The sequence below is a fragment of the Nocardioides sp. genome (assembly GCF_034670285.1).
In the GTDB taxonomy this organism is placed as follows: domain Bacteria; phylum Actinomycetota; class Actinomycetes; order Propionibacteriales; family Nocardioidaceae; genus Nocardioides.
Window position 1 is genome coordinate 1 of record NZ_JAXMNS010000375.1, and the last position, 3722, is coordinate 3722.

Here is a 3722-nt window from a genome sequence, read left to right on the forward strand (position 1 = left end):
GAAGCGCCAGCAGGGCGTGATGCGCTTGGGGCCGACGGGCATCGGCGCATGCATGCCGTTGGCCGACCAGTCGTCCACGCCCTTCATGGAGGCGATGAGCGACTCCCTCGTCAGTCCGCCGCCGAGCGCCGTCGCCTGCTGCACGAAGAGCTGGCCGGCCGACCAGGAGAAGAGCCCGAAGAAGCCGGGGCGCGCACCGGGACTCGTCTGTTCCAGGTAGCTCAGGTAGAGCCTGAGCTCGGCATTGCTGGCGGCTTCCTCGAACGGCACGAAGTTGGTGAAGACCGTCGTGCCGATCGCTGCGTCGCCCGCCGGCTCGGTGTACTGCTCGCTGTAGGCCGTCGGGTCGAGCAGCAGCAGCTCGGGCTTGAAGTTCTGCTGCTTCATGGTCTGCACCAACCGGACGAACTGCGGCTCGGCAGCGATGAACTGCACCGACGTGACCCCGGCGTCCTTCATCGCCTGCACGTAGGGGGCGTAGTTGAACGACGCCACGTCGACGCCGGCGACGTAGACGAACTTCACCCCCTGCTCGGTCATGAACTTCACCTGGCTGCGTCCGCTCTCCTCCGCGGCGCCTGCGTCGATGTAGAGCATCGCGGCCTTCTGACCTCCGGAGGCGTTGCGCTTGACGTAGTCGGCCACGACGTTCTGGAACTCCGACGACCCCGCGGGCTGGGCGGCATAGCACGTCGTGCACGCACCGCGCGCTGCCGTTGTCGAGATCGACCGGATATCGGGCAGCCCGCACTTCTGCGCCACCGAAGCGCCGCCGGAGTCGAAGGCCGACATCGACCCCACCATGGCGAAGACCTCGTCGCACCCCTTGGCGTAAGCCTGCTGGTCGGCGCCCGCATCGCTGCGACTGTCGTAGGGCGCGAGCTTGAGCGTACGTCCGCAGATGGTCTGGCCGCTGTCGTTGTAGTACTTCACGAAGGCCGCCATCGCGGCCTGGGACTGGGCGAAGAGTCCGGGCACGGGCCCACTGATGTCGGAGGCGTTGCCGATCGTGATCGTCGAGTCGGTGATGCCGGTGCCGTTGCTGAAGCCGTCGCACGAGACCCCCTTCGTCGGGGCCTTGGGGGTCCCCGGGTCGGGCTGCGTCTCCCCGCCGCCACCGCCACCGCCACCACCACCGTCGACCGGGGCCGGCGCAGCGGCGTCGGGGCCGCTCCCGGACGTCCCAGGGTCGACCGACGACCCCGCGTCGGGCGCGCCCGGGTCGGGGGCGGAACCCGGGTCGACCGTGCCCGGCCCGGAGTCGACCGGCACCCCGGAGTCGGTTCCGCTCACGACGGTCCCGCCGCTGCCGGCCTGGGTCAGCCCAGCGGCCAACCCGGCCTGACCGGGCTCGATGTTGCTGCCACAGGCGGCCAGGGCCAGGCACAGCCCCGCCGCCACCGCCCCGACCACGAGGCGCGATGACCTGCTCGACGTACGACTGGCACCCATGCGGATCAGCTCCGTTCGAAACCGACGTCGAGGGTGACCGGCTCCCACTCGTCGATGGAGGCGGCGAGCTCGGCGAGCTTGTCGCGGGTGGCCTTGAGGACGTCGGCGCCGAGGAGCAGGCGCAGCGGCGGGTCGTCGAGACCGGCGATCATGACGACCGCCTCGCCGACCTTGCGCGGGTCGCCCGGCAAGTGGTCGGCGAACTGCTTGATGAGGTCCTTGCGCACCCCGACGTCGCCGGCGTACGCCTCGATCGGCGCCGACGCCTCCTTCATCGACCGCTTCGCCCAGTCGGTGCGGAACCCGCCCGGCTCGACGGCGCTGACCTTGATCCCGAGCGGTCCGACCTCCTTGGCGAGCGCCTCGGTCAAGGCCTCGAGGGCGAACTTCGTCGAGGAGTAGTAGGCGTTGGGCGGGTTGGCGACCAGACCCGTCATCGAGGAGATGTTGATGACGCGCCCGCTCCCCCTCAGGCGCATTCCCGGGAGCACCGCCTTGAGGGTGTCGACCACGCCGAAGTAGTTGGTGTCGAAGAGCCGCCTGACCTCGGCGTCGTCGCCCTCCTCGACCGCCGAGAGGTAGCCGTAGCCGGCGTTGTTGACGAGGACGTCGATCCCGCCGAAGGCCTCCTGGCATGCGGTGACCGCAGCGTCGATGGCGCCTCGATCGGTCACGTCGAGCGGCAGGGCGATCGCCTGGTCGCCGAAGTCGTCGACGAAGTCGGCGACGTCCTCGACGCGCCGAGCTGTCACCGCCACCCGGTGACCGGCCTCGAGGGCGCAGCGGGCGATCTCGCGACCGATGCCGGTCGAGCAGCCGGTGATCAACCAGCGCGAGGAGTCGTGGGTCGTCATCAGCAGGTCCCCTCGGGGAGACGTCGCTGGTAGCCGGCCCGACGCAGGTCCAGCTGGGCGTCGCGCTCACCGGCCGTGACCCGGGGTACGTCGGGCAGCTCGGCGTCGAGTCGGGCGAGGTCGACGACCCGACCGCTCGCGGACAGGTCCGGCGTCGGGCCGCCCTCGCCGAACTCCGCCATCCGCAGCGTGAGGATCCCCTCCGACAGCCCGTCGGAGTCGATCCAGTTGGCGACGCCGGGATCATCGGGTCCGATGACGTAGGTGTAGCTGCCGTCGGGGTTGGGCACCGACTGCGCCTTGTTGAGGCTGCCGGTGCGGTCGTAGACGTCGAGCGTGGTGCCCCAGATGTTCGACAGCGGCACCGTGAAGTACTCCGCCCCGCCGTCGCGCACGTCGACCACGAACGCCTGGCCGTCCTCCAGCAGGAAGCGGCCGGCGACGTAGACCTGGTTGCGCATCGCGCCCGTGTGGTCGGCCTGGAAGGCCAGCGCGAAGTGGTTGGGAGGGGTCTTGTACATCCCGTGGCTGAGCTTGCCGGTGAAGTCGGCGAAGTGCGCCATCATCGCCGCGGTGGCCTCGGCCTGCTCGTCGAGCGTGCGCGGCGGTGTCGACGGCTCGGGGCCGAGGCGCTCGACGCTGAGGTGGTTGGGGTCGTCGACCGACCAGTCGAGCAGCACGTCGCGGATGTAGAACTCGTGCGCCTCCGGCGTCGAGCGCACGTGGTTGGGGCGCCCCTGGGCCGGGTCCGCGTCGACGGTGATCAGGAAGCTGCCGTCGTCCTCGACGTGCATGCGGCGTCCGTCGAGCACGTCGACGGTGCCCATGTGGGCGTCCCACAGCGTGAAGTAGTTCTCGGTCATCCGCCCCGCTCCGACGCGACCGCGGATCTCGTAGCGCTCGGCCCCCGAGATCGGGATCGTGCGGTAGACGGTGTCGGGGTTGTCGATGCCCCAGCGCGAGCCCAGGACCCGCCGGCCTTCCACCGGGTGCGCCAGGCGGGTGATGCAGGTGACCTTCGGACGCAGCGGGTCGGAGTTGAGCGACCACACCGCCGCGGAGAACATCACCTCCTCGAAGGCGGCGTCGAACCGCTCACGCATCGCAGGCGAGGCCTTGGCGCGGCCCAGCCAGGTCTCGGCCACGGCGGCGTGCGCGGCCTTCACCGTGGGGTGGGCGAGCAGGTTAAGCGCCGCGAGCTCGTGCTCGTGCTGCTCCGCGGTTGCCACGGGGTGGGCGAGATCAGCGGATCCGTGAGCGACGGCGCTGTTGGACGAGGGGGAGGTCGGCACGCCGTGAACGTACCAGTGATCCAGGTCACATGTCAGTACTGACGAAACGATTGGTTGTAGTCGGCGAACCTCTCCTCGATCATCGCGTCCGACAACCCGTACGACGCCGCGGAGTAGTCGGGGC

At 70.0% G+C, this 3722-nt stretch carries 3 protein-coding genes; all 3 read right to left on the reverse strand.

Annotation, left to right across the window (positions count from 1 at the left end):
- Positions 1 to 1452 (reverse strand): ABC transporter substrate-binding protein (locus tag VOI19_RS16095; protein WP_323793980.1); only part of this gene is annotated, 1452 nt, incomplete at its 3' end.
- A 5-nt stretch (positions 1453 to 1457) separates the two neighbouring features.
- Positions 1458 to 2306, reverse strand: coding sequence for an oxidoreductase (locus VOI19_RS16100; protein ID WP_323793981.1), 849 nt, complete (start codon positions 2304 to 2306; stop codon positions 1458 to 1460).
- Positions 2306 to 3598, reverse strand: a complete 1293-nt coding sequence (locus tag VOI19_RS16105; RefSeq protein ID WP_323793982.1) for a hypothetical protein — start codon at positions 3596 to 3598, stop codon at positions 2306 to 2308. Before VOI19_RS16105 ends, VOI19_RS16100 begins: the two co-directional genes overlap by 1 nt.
- Positions 3599 to 3722 lie beyond the last annotated feature (124 nt).

Coding starts and splice junctions, on each gene's coding strand:
- VOI19_RS16100 (WP_323793981.1), bottom strand. CDS start 2,306: ATGACGACCCACGACTCCTCGCGCTGGTTGATCACCGGCTGCTCGACC.